Origin of the sequence: Streptomyces griseoflavus (assembly GCF_014649995.1) — a bacterium.
GTDB lineage: Bacteria > Actinomycetota > Actinomycetes > Streptomycetales > Streptomycetaceae > Streptomyces > Streptomyces griseoflavus.
The window spans coordinates 222,995-242,705 of the sequence record NZ_BMUC01000002.1 but is presented as its reverse complement, the minus strand read 5'-3'; the positions used below and the strand labels follow the sequence as shown (position 1 = coordinate 242,705).

Here is a 19,711-nt window from a genome sequence, read left to right as displayed (position 1 = left end):
CCCACACCGTCTACGGGACGGCCCGCCGACGGGCCGCCAGGGTCCACAGGCCGAGTCCCACCAGCAGCGCGCTTCCCGTGCCGATGCCACCCACCGCGAGCACCCGGTACAAGGCGTCACCGCCCGCGCCGCCGCCCTCGGCCGCCGCCTCCCGGTCCTCGCCGGTGACCGTGAAGACGTCCGCCGGAACGGGCTGCCCCGCGTAACCGGGCCCGTCCTGGCGCGCACCGCTCAGCCCCACCCGCAGGGTCAGGGGCACCGGCCCGTCCCCGAACTCGTCGGCGACCTCCGGTGTGAGGTGCGCGACGAGGTAATAGGAGCCGGCGAAACGCGTCGCCGCGATCCGGCGGCCGGAGGAGTGCCGGTTGGCGTGCGCGACCGGTGGCAGCGGCGCGAGGCTCCTGGACTTCTGGGCGCCTCCGTAGCCGAGGCCCAGGTCGTCGACCTGGCCGCGGGCGGGGTTGTAGAGGTCCAGGTCGAGTGCGGCGGCGACATAGCCACCGGCGTCCGGGCCCGAACTGCCCAGCTCGGCGGTGACCTGGAGCTGCTGCCCCCAGTCGACGGGCACCCGGTAGAAGAGCGTCCGGCCGGGACGTATGTCGTCCCGCCACACTCCCTCACCGACTGCCGTGGCCCGGCCGAAGCCCGCACCGCCCGCCCGCCTCTCCGGCTCCCCCGTGACGAGGGTGGGCGGGGCGGAGTTCCCGTCCTCGGGCGCGCTGGTGGCACCGGTCGTCTCAGGCGCCGGCTCCGACACCGTGGTGAGCTCCATCTCCCAGGCGTCGGGGGAGGCGTTCCTGCCGTCCGGGTCGGCCCGCTCGACGGTCAGGTAGTACGTACCGGCGTCGTCGCACGGGGAACTCCTGGGGGAGATCTCCCTCATGGCCGACGCGGTGACCGGGTGGGGGCTGCCGCCGGCGCCGAAGCTCGCCGTGTCCACGTCGCAGGAGCGGCCGTCGCTGTTCCGTACGGACACCTTGACCCCGTCGGTGACGGGGGCGTCGTGGCCGGCCGGGGGGACCGCGGTGGCGGAGGCGTAGAGGTTCGTGGTGGCGTCGAGGCGCAGCCGGTAGTAGATCTTGCCGGTCGGCGGGAGGGTGCTCCGGTAGGAGCGGCCGGGCACCAGTTCCACGGCCTCCGCGGTGCTCACCGCACCGTCGATCGTCCGCGCGTCCCCGGAGAAGGCATAGGTTCCTGGGTCCGCGGAGCTCCCCCCGTAACCGGGCGGTGCCGAGCGGGGGGCCCCGGCGAGCGCGGTGGCGTCGGCGGCGGCCCCGGGGCCGGTCTTCCCGGCGGTCTCGAGGGCCGAGGCCTGCTGCCCCGGCGGAGCGCCCCCCAGCCCGAGCACCAGCGCCAGGCCCGCGCATCCGGCGGCCAGGCGCCGGCCACGCCGGTGTCCCGCCCGTCCCCGCGCCGTACACTGCCGTCCCCTCACGCGCCACCCCTCGTCGCTGCCGGACGTCGCACCGTGTCGCCCATCCTGCCCCGAGGGCGAGGCCCCGGGACAAGGTCCCGGGACACACAAAACCCCGACCGCGAAGGCGGCCGGGGTCTGTTCAGCGTCGGAAATCGATACTCACGAACCCGTGGGCACGGAGTCAGTCGCCTCCGTCCACAGATCCTGCTCGGCGCGATCCGCCTGGATCTGGCGGTACACGAGGAGCCCGCCGATGGCGGCCAGTGCGACCAGGAGAAGCTTCTTCACCGCGCGACCTCGTCTTTCGTTGACGTAGGGGACCTCTGGCGCCCGACTATACACACCGGCCGATACCGATCGGTGACCTGCGTCGGCCATGCGAACTGCCCCGGATCCCGGTGCAGTAGGAGGGGAACACGGCCGGCTGACCGGAGGGTGCTCACCTCTCCACAGGCTGTGGTTTCGGGCTCTTACCCCCCGCCTTCTCAGCTTTTCTCCCTTCATGCGTCCATCCGAGTGGTGTTCATCTGAACATCCACGCGCCACGGGCGTCGGTCCACCACTTCGCGAGCCTCATACACATCATGAGGAAAGTACGCAAATCGCCCAACCCGAAAGTGAGGGGCCATGGCCCGGAACAAGGTCATGAAGCTGTGGAACGCCGTCGTCACCGCGTTCCTCGCACTGTGCACGGCGCTCGGACTCATCACCACGACCGCCTCGGCGGCCGTACCGCAGACCGAGAAGGCCCGCAACAGCGACAGCGCGTCCACGACGGCCGAACCGACGGTGCCCCTCTGGTCCTGGTCACTGATCAGAGCCCTGCCCCCCACGATGAAGCAGCGCATCCACGCCGAGGCCCACGGCAAGTCCCCCGGCTGCCGGCACCGTCCCGTCGACGACACCGCGGAGGAATCCGGCTCCGCGGACTGCTCCGGCGACGACACGGCGTCCTCCCGGTCCGAACCCGCCGGCGGCCGCATCCCGCTCCAGCGCTGACCGCGAACACCCCTGCCGAGCCCTCCTCGTGCCGTCGCTGCTTCCCCGAGTCCTGGCGAACTTGCGTACAGCACCCCGGCACGACGACGACTCCCCCGGCCGTGAGCACAGGAAGACCCCCGCCGACATCCGGCGGGGGTCTTCCTGTGGCTGTACACGGGACGTCCCCCGGACGCACGGCACATCGCCCCGGCGTCCCGACGGTCCCCGCAGCGCCTACGGCCACGACCGACCCCCTCGGTCCGCCTCCTCGCGAACGCGAGGCCCGCTGCCGGGAACGGTGCCCTCTCCGCATCGGCCGGTTCCGGCCGGTACCGGTCGGACATGGCGAAGACCCCCGGCCGATACCGGCCGGGGGTCTTCTCGCTGGTGGGGCTAACAGGATTTGAACCTGTGGCCTCATCCTTATCAGGGATGCGCTCTAACCAACTGAGCTATAGCCCCGCCGCGCTCTGCGGTGTATGTCCCGCGCGCTGACTCCTGAAGATTAGCGCACGACCGGGGCAGTCCCAAAATCGGTTGTCGGAGGGCCCTCGGAGGAGCCGCGGAAACCGCTGTGAGCAGCTCACTCGTCCTCGGCGAGCGTCAGCTCGACGCCGCCCACGAAACCGGCGGAGAGGTTGTAGATGAACGCGCCGAGCGTCGCGAGGGCCGTCGCCAGGACGACGTCGATGACCGCGATGATCGTCGTGAACATCAGCACGTTGGGCAGCGACAGGAACGACTGGAGGTCGAAGCCGTTCGACTCGTTGGAGCCGGTCGCCTCGGAGATGGTGCCGCCGACCGTCGAGAACACGCCCATCGCGTCCATGACCATCCACAGCACCGCGGCGGCGACGATCGTGCAGATGCCGAGCGCGATGGAGAGCAGGAAGCTGACCTTCATCACCGACCAGGGGTCGGCCTTGGCGACGCGCAGGCGCGCCTTGCGCACGCGCGGGGTAGTGCGGGCCCCGGTGCGCGGGCGTCGTACCGCGCCGGTCTGGCCGGCTGCCGTACCGGACTGGTCCGGGTAGGCCTGCGGCGGGTGGTACGGGCCCGCCTGCTGCCGCGACTGCCGTTCCCCCGGCAGCGGTGAGGCCGTCTGAGCGCCCGCGCCCTGGTCCGGCGCGGCCTGCGGGCCTCGGGTGTCCGTCACGGTTCCCCCCTGGGATCCCTGTCTGTCGGACGAGGAGCCGTCCTTCGCGGGCGACTTGATCGCTTTGAGATTGGTCGTGTGCGGATCTGTCGCCCGCGCGGCGGAGCCACGGCCACCGCCGTCCGTTCCCCTACTGGTTCCGGTCGGTCCGGCGCCCGTGGCTCCGCTCACGCTGACTCACTCCTCGTGCTACTCGGCCGAGGGCGCCTCACCCTCGTCCGTACCGGTGGTCGCGTCCCCGTCGGTGGTGTCGTCCACGGCCACGTCGCCGTCGACTTCCTCCGCCTCGCGTCCCGCCTCGGCGTTACGGGCGATGCCGACGACGGCATCGCGCTTGCCCAGATTGATCAGTTGGACGCCCATGGTGTCACGGCCGGTTTCCCTGATCTCGTTGACTCGCGTACGAATCACACCACCCGACAGCGTGATGGCGAGAATTTCGTCGGTCTCCTCGACCACCAGCGCGCCGACGAGGGATCCGCGGTCCTCGACGATCTTGGCGGCCTTGATGCCGAGGCCGCCGCGTCCCTGGACGCGGTACTCGTCGACAGCGGTCCGCTTCGCGTACCCGCCGTCCGTAGCAGTGAACACGAACGTACCGGGTCGAACAACATTCATCGAGAGCAGCTCGTCCCCCTCGCGGAAACTCATGCCCTTGACGCCCGAGGTCGCACGGCCCATGGGACGCAGCGTGTCGTCCGTGGCCGTGAACCTGATCGACTGCGCCTTCCTGCTGATCAGCAGCAGGTCGTCATCGGCCGAGACGAGTTCGGCACCGATCAGTTCGTCGTCGGTTCCGTCCTCCTGCTCCCGCAGGTTGATCGCGATCACACCGCCCGAGCGCGGCGAGTCGTAGTCCTTCAGAGACGTCTTCTTCACCAGGCCCGCCTTGGTGGCCAGGACCAGGTAGGGCACCGCCTCGTAGTCCCGGATCGCGCGGATCTGGGCGATCGTCTCGTCCGGCTGGAAGGCCAGCAGGTTCGCCACGTGCTGCCCGCGCGCGTCACGTCCGGCGTCGGGGAGCTCGTACGCCTTCACCCGGTACACACGGCCCTTGTTGGTGAAGAACAGCAGCCAGTGGTGGGTGGTGGACACGAAGAAGTGGTTGACGATGTCGTCTTCCTTGAGCTTCGCGCCGCGCACCCCCTTGCCGCCCCGCTTCTGCGCCCGGTAGTCGTCGGTCTTGGTGCGCTTGATGTAGCCCCCGCGCGTGACCGTGACGACGATGTCCTCTTCGGCGATCAGGTCCTCGATGGACATGTCGCCCTCGTAGGGGATCAGCTTCGTCTTGCGGTCGTCGCCGTACTTCTCCACGATCGCGGCGAGTTCCTGGCTGACGATCCCGCGCTGGCGGACCGGGGAGGCGAGGATCTCGTTGTACTCGTTGATCTTCGCCTGGAGTTCGTCGTGCTCCTGGACGATCTTCTGGCGCTCCAGCGCGGCCAGCCGGCGCAGCTGCATCTCGAGGATGGCGTTGGCCTGGATGTCGTCGATCTCCAGGAGGTCCATCAGGCCCCCGCGCGCGATCTCGACGGTGTCACTGCGCCGGATCAGCGCGATGACCTCGTCGATGGCGTCCAGGGCCTTCAGCAGGCCGCGCAGGATGTGTGCCCGCTCCTCGGCCTTGCGCAGCCGGAAGCGCGTACGGCGGACGATGACCTCGATCTGGTGCGTCACCCAGTGCCGGATGAACGCGTCCAGGGACAGTGTGCGCGGCACGCCGTCGACCAGGGCCAGCATGTTGGCGCCGAAGTTGGTCTGCAGGTCGGTGTGCTTGTACAGGTTGTTCAGGACGACCTTGGCGACCGCGTCCCGCTTCAGCACGATGACCAGGCGCTGACCGGTGCGCGAGGAGGTCTCGTCGCGCACGTCGGCGATGCCGCCGATCTTGCCGTCCTTCACCAGGTCGGCGATCTTCTGCGCCAGGTTGTCGGGGTTGGTCTGGTAGGGCAGCTCCGTGACCACCAGGCACTGGCGGTTCTGGATCTCCTCGACCTCGACCACCGCGCGCATGGTGATCGACCCGCGACCGGTGCGGTACGCCTCCTCGATGCCCTTGCGGCCGACCACCAGGGCGCCGGTCGGGAAGTCGGGGCCCTTGATCCGCTCGATCAGCGCGTCCAGGAGCTCCTCGTGGGAGGCCTCCGGATTCTCCAGGTACCACTGGGCGCCGGCCGCGACCTCGCGCAGGTTGTGCGGCGGGATGTTGGTCGCCATACCGACCGCGATACCGGCCGAGCCGTTGATCAGCAGGTTCGGGAAGCGGGCCGGCAGGACGGTCGGCTCCTGGGAACGGCCGTCGTAGTTGTCCGTGAAGTCGACGGTCTCCTCGTCGATGTCACGGACCATCTCCATCGACAGCGGCGCCATCTTGCACTCGGTGTAGCGCATCGCCGCCGCCGGGTCGTTGCCCGGGGAGCCGAAGTTGCCGTTGGAGTCCACCAGCGGCATCCGCATCGACCACGGCTGCGCCAGGCGGACCAGCGCGTCGTAGATCGAGGAGTCGCCGTGCGGGTGGTAGTTGCCCATGACGTCGCCGACCACGCGGGCGCACTTGTAGAAGCCGCGCTCGGGGCGGTAGCCGCCGTCGTACATGGCGTACAGCACACGCCGGTGGACGGGCTTGAGGCCGTCACGGACGTCGGGCAGCGCGCGCGAGACGATGACGGACATCGCGTAGTCGAGGTACGAGCGCTGCATCTCCGTCTCGAGCCCGACGGGCTCGACGCGCATGGCGGAGGCTTCCACGTCCCCGAGAGGCGTGACGGGAGTGTTCTCGTCGGTCATTGCTGGTGAAGATCCTTCCTGGTGCGGTCAGCTGAGACCGACTCAGATGTCGAGGAAGCGGACGTCCTTGGCGTTGCGCTGGATGAACGCGCGGCGGGCCTCGACGTCCTCGCCCATCAGGACCGAGAACAGGTCGTCGGCCTGGGCGGCGTCGTCCAGGGTGACCTGGCCGAGGACGCGGTGCTCCTGGTCCATCGTGGTGATGCGCAGTTCCTCGGCGTTCATCTCGCCGAGGCCCTTGAAGCGCTGCACGGAGTCCTCACGGATGCGCTTGCCGGCGTTGCGGCCCATCTCGATCAGCGCGTCGCGCTCACGGTCGGAGTACGCGTACTCGAAGTCGTCCCGGCCCCACTTGATCTTGTACAGCGGGGGGCGGGAGAGGAACACGTGCCCGGCCTCGACCAGCGGCCGCATGAAGCGGAACAGGAACGTCAGCAGCAGGGTGTTGATGTGCTGGCCGTCGACGTCGGCGTCCGCCATCAGGATGATCTTGTGATAGCGGAGCTTCTCGATGTCGAAGTCCTCGTGCACACCGGTGCCGAACGCGGAGATCATCGCCTGGATCTCCTGGTTCTGCAGGATCCGGTCGATGCGCGCCTTCTCGACGTTGAGGATCTTGCCGCGGATCGGGAGGATCGCCTGGTACTGCGGGTTGCGGCCGGACTTCGCCGAGCCGCCGGCGGAGTCGCCCTCCACGATGAAGATCTCGCACTTGACGGGGTCGTTCGACTGGCAGTCGGACAGCTTGCCCGGCAGGGACGCCGACTCCAGCAGGCCCTTGCGCCGGGTCAGGTCACGCGCCTTGCGGGCCGCCACGCGCGCGGTGGCCGCCGCGATGCCCTTGCGGATGATGTCCGCGGCCTCGTTGGGGTTGCGGTCGAGCCAGTCGGTCAGGTGCTCGTAGACGACCTTCTGGACGAAGGTCTTGACCTCGGTGTTGCCGAGCTTCGTCTTGGTCTGGCCCTCGAACTGGGGTTCGCTCAGCTTCACCGAGATGATCGCCGTCAGACCCTCGCGGATGTCGTCACCCGTGAGGTTGTCGTCCTTCTCGCGCAGCAGCTTCTTGTCCCGCGCGTACTTGTTGATCAGCGAGGTGAGCGCCGCGCGGAAGCCCTCCTCGTGCGTGCCGCCCTCGTGCGTGTGGATGATGTTGGCGAAGGAGTACACGCCCTCGGTGTAGCCGCCGTTCCACTGCATCGCGACCTCGAGGGACAGGCTCTTGTCCCTGTCCTCGGCCTCGAGGTCGATCACGGTGGGGTGCACCAGCTCTCCCTTGCGGGAGTTGAGGTACTTCACGAAGTCGACGATGCCGCCCTCGTAGTGGTACGAGACGCTCTTGACCTCGTGCTTCTCGTCCTCGCCCGCCTCGTCCGCGCCGGCGGTGGCCTTCGCCGACTCGCGCTCGTCGGTGAGGTTGATCTTCAGGCCCTTGTTGAGGAAGGCCATCTCCTGGAAGCGCCGGGAGAGCGTCTCGAACGAGTACTCGGTGGTCTCGAAGATGTCGGCGTCGGCCCAGAAGGCGACCGACGTACCCGTCTCCTCGGTGGCCTCGTGCCGGGCGAGCGGCGCCGTGGGGACACCCAGCTTGTAGTCCTGCGTCCAGCGGTAGCCGTCGGTCCTCACCTCCACGGCGACCTTCGTGGAGAGGGCGTTCACGACGGAGACACCCACGCCGTGCAGACCACCGGAGACCGCGTAACCGCCGCCGCCGAACTTGCCGCCCGCGTGCAGCACGGTCAGCACGACCTCGACGGCGGGCTTGCCCTCGGACGGCACGATGCCCACCGGGATGCCTCGGCCGTTGTCGACGACCCGGACGCCGCCGTCGGCGAGGATCGTCACGTCGATCGTGTCCGCGTGACCGGCCAGCGCCTCGTCGACGGAGTTGTCGACGACCTCCTGCACCAGGTGGTGCAGCCCTCGCTCACCGGTCGAACCGATGTACATACCGGGTCGCTTGCGGACCGCGTCCAGACCCTCGAGGACGGTGATGGCACTGGCGTTGTACGAGGCGGTGACCTCGCTGCCCGAGGTGTTCGCCTCGCTGTTCACGCCGGTGTCGGTGGACGGGATGTTCTCGTTGGGGTTGCCGGAATCGGCCACGAAGCGCCCTTTCTGGCACAGCACGAGCCGGGCTCGGCGGCAGGTTGCCGGAGCGGCTGCGGCATGTTGCGTTGGTAAGCCTTGATCAGCGTTGCTCAGCTTTTCCCGGGCGGTCCCCACGATCGGGGCGGGATTGTCTTCCATTCTACCGGTAGCGCTGACATCGATGGGGGTTTGCGGGCACCTGAGTCCGCATGTGCCGCCCTCAACCGGTCTCGTCCGACTCCCGATATGCGGATGGGGGCTCCAAGAGCCCCACGGCGGCACTCAGCGCTTCCGGCCGTCAACCCTTTGCTACTTAGGAGTCAGGTAGTGGTGAGCGACCGCGCGCAACCCCCGGAACGGGGCGTCACCGACAGCCCCGGCACACCACCGAGAAGCCTGATGTGATGTCGGTCACGTGTTCCGGAAGGGGCGGAAATGACCATCCGGTCACCCGTACGTGTCACCGGGACCCGTGCTCCCGGGGGCCCGCAGCGGCCCGAACCGGCGGGCGGGACCGGCGGGACCGACGACCTTGATCATGCGTACCGTGCCGTGGCCGAGATCCTCGTTCAGCCGTGCGACGAGCGTCGGCGCGAGCAGCCGCAGATTCGTCGCCCAGGCCGTCGAGTCGCAGCGCACCACCAGCACCCGCTCGTCCTCGTCGTACCGCTCCGGCTCGCAGTGCTTGGCCACGTCCTCACCGACGATCTCCGGCCAGCGCCCCATCACCCCGCCCACCGCGGCCGGCGCCTCCCAGCCGCGCTCGGTGAGCAGCCGGTTGATCGCGGCGCCCAGCGCCATCGGATCGCGCCGGTCGGCGCGCGCGCCGGAACGCAGACCGGCGCGCCGCGGCTGCTTCTTCTGCTGCGCCGCGTCCCCCCGCGCGCGGGCCGCCTCCTTGGCGGCCCGCAACGCCACGCGCGCGAGATCCACACCGGAGGGCTCGGGGGCCTTCCCGGCACCGCTGCCCGACGCCTCCTGGCCGCTCATACGCGCTCCACCGTCCCCTCCGCCACGGCGAACCGCGTACCCGCCAGCACCTGGGGCACGTCGTCGTCGACGGCCGCGGTCACCAGCACCTGCTCCCCGGCGGCGACCAGCTCGGCCAGCCGCTCGCGACGCCGCGTGTCCAACTCGGCGAATACGTCGTCGAGCACCAGCACCGGCTCGTTGCCCTCGGCGCGCAGCAGTTCGTACGAGGCCAGACGCAGCGCCAGCGCGTAGGACCAGGACTCGCCGTGCGAGGCGTACCCCTTGGCCGGCATCCGGCCCAGCTTGAGGAGCAGGTCGTCGCGGTGCGGGCCGACCAGGGTGACACCCCGCTCGATCTCCTGCTTGCGTGCCTCCGCGAGCGCCGCCGTCAGCTGCTCGAAGAGGCCCTCACGCGTGTGCGCCTCGCCGGGCGCGGACGGCTTGTACTCCAGAGCGAGGGGCCCGCCGCCGGGCGCGAGCTGCTCGTACGCCTTGTCGGCCAGCGGCTGGAGCGCGCCGATCAGATCCAGCCGCTGCGCCAGGAGCTCGGCGCCCGCCCGCGCGAGGTGCTGGTCCCACACGTCGAGCGTCGACAGGTCCAGCGTGCGCCCGCCGTGCCGGCGGGCCAGCGCGGCCGACTTCAGCAGGGTGTTGCGCTGCTTGAGCACCCGGTCGTAGTCGGAGCGGACCCCGGCCATGCGCGGCGAACGCGCGGTGATCAGCTCGTCCAGGAAACGGCGCCGCTCACCGGGATCGCCCTTGATCAGGGCGAGGTCCTCCGGCGCGAACAGCACCGTCCGGACGATCCCCAGCACGTCCCGCGGCCTGACCTGGGAGGACCTGTTGATACGGGCGCGATTGGCACGGCCCGGGTTCAGCTCCAGCTCGACCAGCTGCTGCCGCTCGCCCTGCCGGACCTGGGCCCGGATGATCGCGCGGTCGGCCCCCATGCGGACCAGCGGGGCATCGGAGGAGACCCGGTGGCTGCCCAGGGTGGCGAGATAACCGACCGCCTCGACGAGGTTCGTCTTGCCCTGCCCGTTGGGGCCGACGAAGGCCGTCACCCCCGGGTCGAGCGGGACCTCGACCCGGGAGTAGGAGCGGAAGTCGGCCAGCGACAGATGCGTGACGTGCATGGTCGTTTCGCCGACCTCCCCGCGGCGTTGCGGACCGCCGAGCGGCCCTGTGGATACCTGCGTGCCCTGTGGATTACTTCTTCTCGACCGCGTGGCCGCCGAACTGGTTCCGCAGCGCCGCGATCATCTTCATCTGCGGCGAGTCCTCCTGCCGGGAGGCGAACCGCGCGAACAGCGAGGCCGTGATCGCCGGCAGCGGCACCGCGTGGTCGATCGCCGCCTCCACCGTCCAGCGTCCCTCGCCGGAGTCCTGGGCGTAACCCCGGAGCCCGTCCAGGTGCTCGTCCTCGTCGAGCGCGTCCACCGCGAGGTCCAGCAGCCAGGAGCGGATGACGGTGCCCTCCTGCCAGGAGCGGAACACCTCCCGCACGTCCGTCACCGAGTCGACCTTCTCGAGCAGCTCCCAGCCCTCGGCGTAGGCCTGCATCATGGCGTACTCGATGCCGTTGTGGACCATCTTCGCGAAGTGGCCCGCGCCGACCCTGCCCGCGTGCACCGAACCGAAGTCGCCCTCCGGCTTGAGGGCGTCGAATATCGGCTGCACCTTGGCGACGTCGTCCTTGTCGCCCCCGTACATCAGCGCGTAGCCGTTCTCCAGACCCCAGACTCCGCCGGAGACACCGCAGTCGACGAAGCCGATGCCCCTGGCCGCCAGCTGCTCGGCGTGCTTCTCGTCGTCCGTCCAGCGGGAGTTGCCGCCGTCCACGACGACGTCGCCCGGCTCGAGCAGCCCGGCGAGCTCGTCGATGGTGGACTGGGTCGGCCCGCCGGCCGGGACCATCACCCACACCACGCGCGGGCCGCTGAGCTTACCCACAAGCTCCGGCAGGCTGTGGACATCGGCGAGGTCCGGGTTGCGGTCGTATCCGAAGACGGTGTGCCCTGCGCGGCGGATCCGCTCGCGCATGTTGCCGCCCATCTTGCCGAGGCCGACGAGACCGAGCTCCATCAGTTGAGTTCCTTAGGTATGCGACGTGGCGTGACGGCACTTACGTACCGGCGTCCGAGCCTAAACCCGGACGCCCGCGCACATCTGTGGGCATACGCGCTCACCCGCACGCCCTCACCTGCGGCTTCGGAACGGCTGCTCAGCCGCTGAGCCGCACCGGCATGATCAGGTACTTGTAGGCCTCGTCCGCCTCCGCGTCGACGGCCGGGCGGCCGCTGAGCAGCGCCGGCTTGGTGGACGTGGTGAACGACAGCTGGGCCACCGGGGAGTCGATGGCGCTCAGGCCGTCGAGCAGGAACGTCGGGTTGAAGGCGATCGAGATGTCGTCGCCCTCCAGCTGGGCGTCGACCCTTTCCACAGCCTGTGCGTCGTCACTGGAGCCGGCCTCCAGGATGAGCACGCCCTGCTCGAAGCTCAGCCGCACCGGGGTGTTGCGCTCGGCGACCAGGGCCACGCGCTTGACCGCCTCGACGAAGGGGGCCGTCTCGATCACGGCGACGCTGTTGAACTCCGTCGGGAACAGGGTGCGGTACTTCGGGAGGTCGCCCTCCAGCAGCCGCGTGGTGGTACGGCGGCCGGCGCCCTCGAAACCGATCAGGCCCTCACCCGCGCCCGAGCCCGACAGTGCCAGGATGACCTGGTCGCCGCTGGTCAGGGCCTTGGCGGTGTCCTGGAGCGTCTTGGCGGGCACCAGGGCGACCGCGGAGACGTCCGGGTTCTCCGGCTTCCACAGGAACTCGCGGACCGCGAAGCGGTAGCGGTCGGTGGAGGCGAGGGTGACGGTGTCGCCCTCGATCTCGATCCGCACACCGGTCAGGACGGGCAGCGTGTCGTCACGGCCGGCCGCGATGGCCACCTGCTGCACGGCGGAGGCGAAGACCTCGCCGGGGACCGTGCCCGTCGCGTTCGGCATCTGCGGCAGGGCCGGGTACTCCTCCACAGGCAGTGTGTGGAGGGTGAACCGGGAGGATCCGCAGACCACGGTCGCCCGTACACCGTCTGTGGAGATCTCCACCGGCCGGTTGGGGAGGGCGCGGGAGATGTCGGCCAGCAGCCGTCCGGAGACCAGGACGGTGCCCTCCTCCTCGACCTCGGCCTCCACCGACACCCGCGCGGAGACCTCGTAGTCGAAGCTCGACAGGCTGAGCTGACCCTCCTCGGCCTTCAGCAGCAGGCCGGCGAGGACAGGCGCCGGCGGACGGGCCGGAAGGCTGCGCGCCGCCCAGGCCACTGCCTCCGCGAGTACGTCGCGTTCCACCCGGATCTTCACTGTTGCCGCCTCCTGCTGTTGCCGGCGCTTCCCGCCCTGCCTGGCTTCGTCGTCTGACTCGGTGTCGTCGGCCCCCCAGCGGGGAAGGACACCGGGACCAGTCTGACGCACCGCACTGACAGTAGGTGCCCCTCGGGGTCAAGTCGTGACGAGGGGCAGCCGGGGCCGAGACAGCGAGTTGTGCACAGGACCCCCTTCGAAACGAATTCCTCGCTCTCTCTAGTTGGGAGTAGTAGTAGGGGCTGTGGATACCGTGGATAACCTCGTTTGCGCAGCTCAGAGCGGTTATTTTGTCCACGGAGCCTGTGGGCGGAGCCCGTGGACAACCAGGGGTATCTGTGGAGAACAGAAAGTTCTGCACACAGCGTGCACAGGGAGGGCCGAGTTCTCCCCAGCTCCGTCCCCAGGATCGCGGCCCTTTCCCACAGCTCCCAGCGGCAGCCTGGTGTGACGCCTTTCACTCGCCCCGGTGAGGAGGCGCGTCGCGTTGCCGAACAGTGGACAGCCATGTGGAGAAGCGCCGGATCGCTGGGGACAACCGGCTCCAGCCTGTGGGTTGCCCGTGGACAACTCCATGCACAGGGTGTGGACCTTCGCTTCGTCCACAGTCTGTGGAGATCGTTCGTCCACGAATCCACAGGGCCCTGACCTGGGTGGATGGCGTGCGGGCCGGTCTCGCTGTGGACAAGATCGGGACAACCTCGCGGTCCCCAGCATGTGGACGGGAAAAAGTCACCGAATCTGTGGAGGGAGGCCGTAACCCGGCCGGGAAATCGAACAGCCTCGGACGGGGGAGGCACGACGAAGGGCGCCCCCGGATCCCTCCGGGGGCGCCCTGGTCCTGCCGCGGGGGCCGTCAGCCGGCCTTGATGCGGTTGGTGAGCTCGGTGACCTGGTTGTAGATCGAGCGCCGCTCGGCCATCAGATTGCGGATCTTCCGGTCGGCGTGCATGACCGTGGTGTGGTCGCGGCCGCCGAACAGCGCGCCGATCTTCGGCAGCGACAGATCCGTCAGCTCCCGGCACAGGTACATGGCGATCTGCCGGGCGGTCACCAGCGCGCGGCCGCGCGAGGTGCCGCACAGGTCCTCCACCGTCAGGCCGAAGTAGTCCGCGGTCGCGCCCATGATGGCCGTCGAGGTGATCTCCGGGGCCGAGTCGTCGCCCCCGGGCATCAGATCCTTCAGGACGATCTCCGTCAGCCCCAGGTCCACCGGCTGCCGGTTGAGCGAGGCGAACGCCGTCACCCGGATCAGCGCTCCCTCCAGTTCCCGGATGTTGCGCGAGATCCGGGAGGCGATGAACTCCAGCACCTCCGGCGGGGCGTTCAGCTGCTCCTGCACGGCCTTCTTGCGCAGGATCGCGATGCGCGTCTCCAGCTCCGGCGGCTGGACGTCGGTGATCAGACCCCACTCGAAACGGTTCCGCAGCCGGTCCTCCAGCGTGACCAGCTGCTTGGGCGGCCGGTCGCTGGACAGGACGATCTGCTTGTTGGCGTTGTGGAGCGTGTTGAACGTGTGGAAGAACTCCTCCTGCGTCGACTCCTTGTCCGCGAGGAACTGGATGTCGTCGACGAGCAGGATGTCCATCTCGCGGTAGCGCTTGCGGAAGCTGTCGCCCTTGCCGTCACGGATGGAGTTGATGAACTCGTTGGTGAACTCCTCCGAGCTCACGTACCGCACCCGCGTGCCCGGGTACAGGCTGCGCGCGTAGTGCCCGATCGCGTGCAGCAGGTGCGTCTTGCCGAGGCCCGACTCCCCGTAGATGAACAGGGGGTTGTACGCCTTGGCGGGTGCCTCGGCGACGGCGACCGCGGCCGCGTGCGCGAAGCGGTTGGACGCGCCGATGACGAACGTGTCGAACAGGTACTTCGGGTTCAGCCGCGCGGTGGGCTCACCGGGACCGGTCGCCGGTGCCGGCTGGGCCGCCAGCGGGCCGGGCGCCCCCGTCGTGGGCAGGTTCGGGCCCACGGGACCACCGCGGTGGACGTGCCCCGAGCCGGGTGGCGGCTCGGGAAGCTCCCGGCGCCGGACGTCGCGCTGGTCGTAGTCGCCGCGCGGTGCGTCGTACTCGGGACGCTGCTGGTCGTAGTCGGAGCGCTGCTGCTCGTACGACGACGGCCGCTCCATCGGCTGCGGACGGTAGTCCTGGTGCGGCGCACCGCCGTAGGGGTCCTGCTGTCCGTAGCCGTCCTGCTGTCCGTAGCCGTCCTGTTGTCCGTAGGCGTCCTGTTGTCCGTAGGCGTCCTGCGACGGCGAGGCGTACGGGTCCCGTTCCGGGAAGCCGAGCCGCTGCTGCTGCCAGCCGTACTCCTCCTGCGGCGGCCGCGGCCAGGCGCCGGGCTCGGGCCGCTGGTACTCCGACGGGTAGGCGGGGCGGGCCGTGGGGAGCTGGTCGCCGGACGGGCCCTGCTGCTGTTCGGCACGGCGACGGCCGTACCCGTCGTAGCTGTCGTACGCGTCGCGTTCCGGCCGCTCGTGGTGGTCGGAACGCTCGGGACGATCGGGACGGTCCTGGCGGACGGCGGGGAGCTCGGGCTCCTCGTAGCGCGGCTGCTGCGGGCGGGGCGCGGGCGGGACCGGGGACTCGCCGACGGTGTCGTCGACCGTGATCGCGATGCGGATCGGACGACCGCACTCGCGGCTCAGGCTCTCGCTGACGACGGGTGCGAGACGGCCCTCGAGCACACCCTTGGCGAACTCGTTCGGTACCGCGAGCAGGGCCGTGTCGGCGACCAGCGCCAGTGGCTGGCAGCGTCGGATCCAGTGCTCGTCCTTGCCCTCGACCCCTTGCCCGCGGCCCTCCCCCAGCAGCTGTTCCAGAACGCGTGGCCACACTGCGGCAAGATCGGCAGGTACGTCAGCCACAGGGCACGCTCTCTCACAGGTCCCTCGATCGTGTGATGCGGAGGACGGGTCGGGATGTAAATCGGGTGGTGAAGGGTCAAGGGAACGAATCGGAGTCCAGCCACGGTAGTCAGCGCGGCCGGTATGGTTCAAGTTGTTGTCCCCAGCCTGTGGACAAGTGTCTCCCGGTGACCACTGGTTTGACCGATTGACGCAGCCGCGCGTACCGTAACGAGGTCGAGTTGTCGATGGCTGCTGCCGCCTGCCTCCGATGGGCACAGATCGCGCAAGATGATCGGTCAGCGGTGCACTCGGGCGTAACGCGAGCTACTCGTGGGCGCACGGTGACAGCCAGGACGGCACCCCGCAACCACCGATTTCTTCTGGAGCCCCCGAGTGAGCAAGCGCACCTTCCAGCCGAACAACCGTCGTCGTGCCAAGACCCACGGCTTCCGGCTGCGTATGCGGACCCGTGCCGGCCGCGCGATCCTGGCGACCCGCCGCAGCAAGGGTCGCGCCCGCCTGTCCGCCTGATCCCGGTCAGGTCATGACGTCGTGCTGCCCACCGACAACCGGCTGAGGCGGCGCGAGGACTTCGCGACCGCGGTACGACGAGGGCGCCGAGCCGGGCGCCGGCATCTCGTCGTCCACCTTCGTAGCGGTGCCACGGACCCGCATGCGCCTGGGGAGAGCGCTCCCCCGTCGCGTGCGGGTTTCGTCGTGAGCAAAGCCGTGGGAGGCGCGGTGGTGCGCAACAAGGTGAAGCGCAGGCTTCGCCATCTGATGCGCGAGCAAGTCGACCGGCTGCCCCCCGGTAGCCTGGTAGTCGTACGAGCGCTGCCCGGTGCGGGCGACGCCGACCATGCCCAACTGGCCCAAGACCTGGATGCCGCCCTGCGGCGGCTGCTGGGAGGGGGCGCGCGATGAAGTACCCGCTGCTGGCTCTGATCAAGATCTACCAGTGGACCATCAGTCCACTGCTGGGGCCGGTGTGCAAGTACTACCCGTCGTGTTCCCACTACGGCTACACGGCCATCGACCGGCACGGTGCCCTCAAGGGCACAGCACTCACGGCCTGGCGCATTCTGCGGTGCAATCCGTGGTCGCTGGGCGGTGTGGACCATGTCCCGCCGCGCAAGCGTCCGCGGTGGCACGAAATGCTGCGTAACGCCTGGCGTGCACGCAAGGGCGGGACCTCCGCCGCCGAACCGGCCACCGAAGGACGGACTTCCCCCGCAAGCCGGACGAGTCCTTCAAGCCCGGCCGCAGAGACCTCGTCCCATGCCCAAGGAGCATGATTAGTGGACACGATTGCCAGCCTCTTCAGCTTCATCACAACGCCTGTCTCCTGGGTCATCGTCCAGTTCCACAGCGTGTACGGCGCCATCTTCGGCCCTGACACCGGATGGGCCTGGGGCCTGTCCATCGTGTCCCTGGTGATCCTCATCCGGATCTGCCTGATCCCGCTCTTCGTGAAGCAGATCAAGGCGACGCGGGCGATGCAGACGCTCCAGCCGGAGATGAAGAAGATCCAGGAGCGCTACAAGAACGACCGGCAGCGCCAGTCCGAAGAGATGATGAAGCTCTACAAGGAGACGGGCACCAATCCGCTCTCCTCGTGCCTTCCCATCCTGGCCCAGTCGCCGTTCTTCTTCGCGCTCTACCACGTGCTCAACAGCATCGCGTCCAACGACACCGTCGGCGTGATCAACGAACGCCTGCTGGAGAGTGCGCAGAAGGCCCACATCTTCGGTGCCCCGCTCGCCGCGAAGTTCACGGACAGCGCGGAGAAGGTCCAGGCGCTCAACTCGTCGCTGACCGATGTCCGCGTCGTCACGGCGATCATGATCATCCTGATGTCGCTGTCGCAGTTCTACACGCAGCGACAGCTGATGACGAAGAACGTCGACACCACGGTGAAGACGCCGTTCATGCAGCAGCAGAAGATGCTGATGTACGTCTTCCCCATCATCTTCGCCGTCTTCGGCATCAACTTCCCGGTCGGCGTCCTCGTCTACTGGCTCACCACCAACGTGTGGACCATGGGCCAGCAGATGTACGTCATCCACAACAACCCCACCCCGGGATCCAAGGCCCAGGCCGCGTACCTGGAGCGCCTCCACAAGCAGGTCACCCGGCACGGCGGGACCCGTAACCGTCGTCAGCGCGTCATCATCAAGGCCATCGTCGCCAAGGGCCGGGACCGCAACGAACACGAGCGCAAGTTCATCAACGGTCTCAGCAAGGCGGGCCTCGCGGCCCAGGCCGACGGTGCGGTCGTCAAGGGCGAGAGCACGGCCGCGGGCCAGGCGGAGGACGGTACGACCACCGGGGCCACGCCCAAGCGGCAGCAGCCCAAGCGGCAGAGCAAGTCCCAGCGCCATTCCGGCCCGGCCAAGGCGGCGGGTGAGCCCACCTCGCTGACCAAGTCGGACGAGCCCCAGGACACCAAGCCCGCCTCCGCGGCGAAGAAGGGCGAGGCCAAGCCCGCCGGCAGTACCCGCAGCAAGGCCCAGTCCGGACAGCGCAAGGGTCCGCAGCGGCCCAAGTCCCCGTCCAAGAAGTAAGAAGGAGTCCATCCCGTGACGGAAGGCACCACCGCCGCCGCTGCCGAGGGCGCAGACACCCTGACCCGCCTGGAGCAGGAGGGCGAGATCGCGGCGGACTACCTGGAGGGTCTGCTCGACATCGCCGACCTCGACGGCGACATCGACATGGACGTCGAGGCCGACCGCGCCTCTGTCTCGATCATCAGCGAAGCGGGCAGCCGTGATCTGCAGAAGCTGGTGGGCCGCGACGGTGAGGTGCTGGAGGCGCTCCAGGAGCTCACGCGTCTGGCCGTGCACCGGGAGACCGGGGACCGCAGCCGGCTCATGCTCGACATCGCCGGCTTCCGTGCCAGGAAGCGGACCGAGCTGTCCGAGATCGGTGCGAAGGCGGCCGCCGAGGCCAAGAGCAGCGGCAAGGCCGTGAACCTCGACCCGATGACGCCGTTCGAGCGCAAGGTCGTGCACGACGCGGTCAAGGCAGCCGGCCTGCGCAGCGAGTCCGAGGGCGAGGAGCCGCAGCGGTTCGTCGTCGTGCTTCCCGCCTGATCGGCTCCACGTTCCACCGGCCCCGTCTGTTGCGCAGGCGGGGCCGAGTTTTTTGTCAGCTTGATAGGTCTGGTTCTGGTGTCGGCGATTCGTGTCGGCACGGTACGGAAGGACGGTCCCCCCAGTGACGGAGGCAGCGGAGCTTCCCCCTGCGCCCGAGCAGGCTCGCGAGGTGTTCGGTGATCGCTTCGCGGACGCGGTCCGGTACGCGGAGTTGCTTGCCGAAGCGGGCGTGCAGCGAGGTCTGATCGGTCCGCGTGAGGTGCCCCGCCTGTGGGAGAGGCATCTGCTGAACTGTGCGGTGCTCTCGGAGGTCGTGCCCGAGGGCGTGACCGTGTGCGACGTCGGTTCGGGAGCCGGTCTGCCGGGGATTCCCCTGGCGCTGGTCCGCGAAGATCTCAAGATCACTCTGTTGGAGCCGCTGCTCCGGCGCACCAACTTCCTCACCGAGGTCGTGGAGCTGCTCGGCCTGGACCACGTCACGGTGGTGCGTGGCCGTGCAGAAGAGGTGATGGGGAAGATTCCCCCGGTGCATGTGGTCACTGCCCGCGCTGTGGCTCCGCTCGACCGCCTCGCCACCTGGGGCATCCCCCTGCTGCGCCCGTACGGCGAGATGCTCGCGCTCAAGGGGGATGCCGCCGAGGAAGAGCTGAAGAGTGCGAGCGCGGCGTTGAGCAAGCTCGGTGCTGTGACGACCTCGATCGTGCATGTGGGCGAGGGAGTCGTGGACCCGATGTCCACTGTGGTGCGGGTCGAGGTCGGGGAGAGCCCTGGAGGCGTGCGCTTCGCAGCGAAGCGCGCCAAGGCGGCCCGTACGGGGCGGACGCGACGCCGACGCGGCTAGCGGGCGACTCAGCCCGTTGTGCTGCAGGCGGAGACCTCGCTCGTCCGAGGGCCGGGCGTACTCCACACAAGCTGCCGAACCTACCCGCGCCGGAGTGTCGCAGGGACCCTGCCCCGGTCGCTGTGCATCGTGTTTCACGTGAAACGTCGCTCACTTCTGCACGGCATCATC

Annotated in this window: 17 protein-coding genes and 1 tRNA gene; 7 read left to right on the top strand and 11 right to left on the bottom strand. The window is 69.1% G+C overall.

The genetic code is table 11. The annotated features are described in order from the left end of the window. Window positions 1-10 precede the first annotated feature (10 nt). Both IE172_RS06910 and IE172_RS34370 read right to left on the bottom strand, forming a co-directional pair. Complete coding sequence (locus tag IE172_RS06910) at window positions 11-1,435, bottom strand: hypothetical protein (RefSeq protein WP_190096199.1); 1,425 nt, start codon at window positions 1,433-1,435, stop codon at window positions 11-13. A gap of 141 nt (window positions 1,436-1,576) precedes the next feature. Beyond that, complete coding sequence (locus tag IE172_RS34370) at window positions 1,577-1,705, bottom strand: DLW-39 family protein (protein ID WP_003999697.1); 129 nt, start codon at window positions 1,703-1,705, stop codon at window positions 1,577-1,579. 339 nt (window positions 1,706-2,044) lie between these two features. Here IE172_RS34370 and IE172_RS06900 point away from each other — a divergent pair, with 339 nt between their 5' ends. Continuing rightward, window positions 2,045-2,416, top strand: a complete 372-nt coding sequence (locus tag IE172_RS06900; RefSeq protein ID WP_190096197.1) for a DUF6344 domain-containing protein — start codon at window positions 2,045-2,047, stop codon at window positions 2,414-2,416. Between the two features lie 367 nt (window positions 2,417-2,783). Here the strand turns inward: IE172_RS06900 and IE172_RS06895 are convergent. The 9 genes from IE172_RS06895 to dnaA all read right to left on the bottom strand — a co-directional run bounded on the left by IE172_RS06895 (window position 2,784) and on the right by dnaA (window position 15,622). Then, a tRNA-Ile gene (locus IE172_RS06895) sits at window positions 2,784-2,860 on the bottom strand. A gap of 121 nt (window positions 2,861-2,981) precedes the next feature. Further along, complete coding sequence (locus IE172_RS06890) at window positions 2,982-3,725, bottom strand: DUF3566 domain-containing protein (protein WP_190096196.1); 744 nt, start codon at window positions 3,723-3,725, stop codon at window positions 2,982-2,984. 18 nt (window positions 3,726-3,743) lie between these two features. Then, window positions 3,744-6,341, bottom strand: a complete 2,598-nt coding sequence (gene gyrA, locus IE172_RS06885) for a DNA gyrase subunit A (RefSeq protein ID WP_190096195.1) — start codon at window positions 6,339-6,341, stop codon at window positions 3,744-3,746. A gap of 42 nt (window positions 6,342-6,383) precedes the next feature. Beyond that, complete coding sequence (gene gyrB, locus IE172_RS06880; protein ID WP_190096194.1) at window positions 6,384-8,444, bottom strand: DNA topoisomerase (ATP-hydrolyzing) subunit B; 2,061 nt, start codon at window positions 8,442-8,444, stop codon at window positions 6,384-6,386. A gap of 432 nt (window positions 8,445-8,876) precedes the next feature. After that, on the bottom strand, window positions 8,877-9,419 hold the full coding sequence (locus tag IE172_RS06875) for a DciA family protein (protein ID WP_190096193.1): 543 nt from the start codon (window positions 9,417-9,419) through the stop codon (window positions 8,877-8,879). Further along, the gene (gene recF, locus IE172_RS06870; RefSeq protein ID WP_190096192.1) at window positions 9,416-10,537 is read right to left on the bottom strand and encodes a DNA replication/repair protein RecF; all 1,122 of its coding nucleotides are present in this window, start codon (window positions 10,535-10,537) and stop codon (window positions 9,416-9,418) included. Before recF ends, IE172_RS06875 begins: the two co-directional genes overlap by 4 nt. Before the next feature lie 73 nt (window positions 10,538-10,610). Further along, window positions 10,611-11,486 (bottom strand): phosphogluconate dehydrogenase (NAD(+)-dependent, decarboxylating), encoded by an 876-nt coding sequence (gene gnd / locus IE172_RS06865; RefSeq protein WP_190096191.1) that lies wholly within the window; start codon window positions 11,484-11,486, stop codon window positions 10,611-10,613. Window positions 11,487-11,625: 139 nt separating this feature from the next. Continuing rightward, window positions 11,626-12,756, bottom strand: coding sequence for a DNA polymerase III subunit beta (dnaN, locus tag IE172_RS06860; protein ID WP_190096494.1), 1,131 nt, complete (start codon window positions 12,754-12,756; stop codon window positions 11,626-11,628). Window positions 12,757-13,612: 856 nt separating this feature from the next. After that, window positions 13,613-15,622 (bottom strand): chromosomal replication initiator protein DnaA, encoded by a 2,010-nt coding sequence (gene dnaA, locus IE172_RS06855; RefSeq protein ID WP_190096190.1) that lies wholly within the window; start codon window positions 15,620-15,622, stop codon window positions 13,613-13,615. Window positions 15,623-15,997: 375 nt separating this feature from the next. Between dnaA and rpmH the strand changes: the two genes are divergently transcribed. The 6 genes from rpmH to rsmG all read left to right on the top strand — a co-directional run bounded on the left by rpmH (window position 15,998) and on the right by rsmG (window position 19,540). Beyond that, complete coding sequence (gene rpmH / locus IE172_RS06850) at window positions 15,998-16,135, top strand: 50S ribosomal protein L34 (RefSeq protein WP_003975051.1); 138 nt, start codon at window positions 15,998-16,000, stop codon at window positions 16,133-16,135. Window positions 16,136-16,156: 21 nt separating this feature from the next. Beyond that, window positions 16,157-16,528 (top strand): ribonuclease P protein component, encoded by a 372-nt coding sequence (rnpA, locus tag IE172_RS06845; RefSeq protein ID WP_190096189.1) that lies wholly within the window; start codon window positions 16,157-16,159, stop codon window positions 16,526-16,528. Next, complete coding sequence (yidD, locus tag IE172_RS06840) at window positions 16,525-16,899, top strand: membrane protein insertion efficiency factor YidD (protein ID WP_190096188.1); 375 nt, start codon at window positions 16,525-16,527, stop codon at window positions 16,897-16,899. The genes rnpA and yidD overlap by 4 nt, the downstream gene beginning before the upstream one ends. A 3-nt stretch (window positions 16,900-16,902) precedes the next feature. Continuing rightward, entirely contained in the window at window positions 16,903-18,168 is a 1,266-nt protein-coding gene (gene yidC / locus IE172_RS06835; RefSeq protein WP_190096187.1) for a membrane protein insertase YidC, read from the top strand. A 15-nt stretch (window positions 18,169-18,183) separates the two neighbouring features. Next, a complete protein-coding gene (locus IE172_RS06830) occupies window positions 18,184-18,696 on the top strand; it encodes a Jag family protein (RefSeq protein ID WP_190096186.1) in 513 nt (170 codons plus the stop codon). Window positions 18,697-18,820: 124 nt separating this feature from the next. Next, complete coding sequence (gene rsmG / locus IE172_RS06825) at window positions 18,821-19,540, top strand: 16S rRNA (guanine(527)-N(7))-methyltransferase RsmG (protein ID WP_190096185.1); 720 nt, start codon at window positions 18,821-18,823, stop codon at window positions 19,538-19,540. Window positions 19,541-19,711: the final 171 nt, after the last annotated feature.

Bases quoted from the DNA above. Each gene is read 5' to 3' on its own strand.
- recF (WP_190096192.1), bottom strand. From the start codon at position 10,537: ATGCACGTCACGCATCTGTCGCTGGCCGACTTCCGCTCCTACTCCCGG.
- IE172_RS06900 (WP_190096197.1), top strand. From the start codon at position 2,045: ATGGCCCGGAACAAGGTCATGAAGCTGTGGAACGCCGTCGTCACCGCG.
- gnd (WP_190096191.1), bottom strand. From the start codon at position 11,486: ATGGAGCTCGGTCTCGTCGGCCTCGGCAAGATGGGCGGCAACATGCGC.
- IE172_RS06875 (WP_190096193.1), bottom strand. From the start codon at position 9,419: ATGAGCGGCCAGGAGGCGTCGGGCAGCGGTGCCGGGAAGGCCCCCGAG.
- gyrA (WP_190096195.1), bottom strand. From the start codon at position 6,341: ATGACCGACGAGAACACTCCCGTCACGCCTCTCGGGGACGTGGAAGCC.
- yidD (WP_190096188.1), top strand. From the start codon at position 16,525: ATGAAGTACCCGCTGCTGGCTCTGATCAAGATCTACCAGTGGACCATC.